Source organism: Nocardiopsis sp. NPDC007018 (assembly GCF_040635075.1).
Taxonomy (GTDB): Bacteria; Actinomycetota; Actinomycetes; order Streptosporangiales; family Streptosporangiaceae; genus Nocardiopsis.
This window is the reverse complement of record NZ_JBEYHA010000108.1, coordinates 1-1,777: the sequence shown is the minus strand read 5'-3', so window position 1 is coordinate 1,777 and position 1,777 is coordinate 1. Positions and strand designations below refer to the sequence as shown.

Sequence of the window (1,777 nt, the reverse complement as noted above, 5' to 3'; positions counted from 1 at the left end):
TCTCTGCGGCGGGCCCGGGGGGGGGGGGGGGGGCCCCCCCCCCCCCCCCCCGCCGCCGTTAGCGGACCCAGGGTTTGGCGTGAAGCTCGCCTAACGCCCGAGCCCGTCTCCCCGGCTCGCTGGACGAACCGACACGCCTCGTCCCCGAACCGCGACAACCAGCCACTCCACCCCACAGCACACGCGGCACTCGTCCAGTCACCACCAGCCACCCGGCTACAGAGTCATAACGAGCAGAAGGCGACTGAGACGCAACGGCCCCCCGCCGCTTCCGCAGGCACCCGATACCGGATTAAGCTCCGCTAACGCTCCTGATGAAGTCATGCCACACATAACGGGCAACAGGACGCGACAGCACAATCGGCACGGCTGCGCAGAACAGCCGGTTGAACGGAGTGACCACGAACATGGCAAGCAAGAAGTTCCTGAGCCTCACTGCCGCAACCGCGGCCCTCGTGCTCGGGCTCACCGCGTGTGGCAACGGGGACGCCGGCGGCGACAGCGCCGACGGCGGCAACGACGGCAACGGCGGCTCCGGCGAGGAGTTCACCTTCGGCATCCTCTACCCGCAGACCGGCAGCCTGGCCTTCCTCGGCCCGCCCCAGATCACCGCCGCCAAGTACGCCATCGACGAGATCAACAACGCCGGCGGCATCCTGGGCACCCAGGTCCCCGCCATCGTCGAGGGCGACGAGGCGGGCGACGCGGCCCAGGCCAACCAGGCCGCCAACGACCTCGTCTCCGCCGACGTCAACGCCGTCATCGGCGCCGCCGCCTCCGCCATGACGCAGGCCAGCTACGACACCATCACCTCCGCCAACGTCGTCCAGTGCTCCGGCTCCAACACGGCGCCCGACCTCAGCGACATCGACGACAACGGCTACTTCTTCCGCACCGCGCCCAGCGACCTCCTCTCCGGTCCGGTCCTGGCCCGCCAGATGGTCGACGACGGCGCCTTCGACGTCGCCGTCATCGCCCGCGCCGACGACTACGGCGACGGCTACCGCAGCGCCGTCGAGGCCGAACTGGAGGCCCTGGGCGCGAACGTGGTCGCGACCGAGAACTACGACCCGGACGCCACCAACTACGACTCCGTGGTCAACTCCGTCTCCAACGCCGACCCCGACGCCGTCGCCCTGATCTCCTTCCAGGAGGGCGCCCAGGTCATCGCCGAACTCATCGAGTCCGGCATCACCGGCGACCAGCTCTACATCACCGACGGCCTGAACGACCCCGAGCTCGGCACCACCGTCAACGAGGACGACCCCGACGTCATCACCGGCGTCACCGGCGTCGCCCCCGGTGCCGACAACCCCGAGTTCAACGAGGGCCTGCGCGCCTTCGACCCCGACCTCGACGTCTTCCAGTTCGCGCCGCAGGTCTTCGACTGCGTCACCGCGATCGCCCTGGCCGCCGAGTCCGCCGGGACCGTCGACCCCGCCGAGTACGTCGAGCACCTGCCCGAGATCAGCCGCCCCGAAGGCACCGCGTGCGGCTCCTTCGAGGAGTGCCGCGACCTCCTCGCCGACGGTGAGTCCATCGACTTCCAGGGCACCAGCGGCAACATCGACTTCGACGACAACGGCGACCCCACCTCCGCCACCTTCGAGGTCTTCCACTTCGGCGACGACGGCTACGAGACCCTCGGGTTCGAGGAGTACTCCGTCAACGAGTAACCACGGACGACCCGCCCCGCCACGGGCCACCACACCCCGGCCGAGCGGCGCCGCCCACCGCACACCGTGCGAACCGTCCGGGGGTGCGGGGCACCAGCCCC

1 protein-coding gene is annotated in these 1,777 nt (G+C 70.1%); it reads left to right on the top strand.

All coding sequences use genetic code 11. From position 1 onward, the window contains the following. Positions 1-407 precede the first annotated feature (407 nt). A complete protein-coding gene (locus ABZ635_RS27090; RefSeq protein ID WP_357770079.1) occupies positions 408-1,676 on the top strand; it encodes an ABC transporter substrate-binding protein in 1,269 nt (422 codons plus the stop codon). Positions 1,677-1,777: the final 101 nt, after the last annotated feature.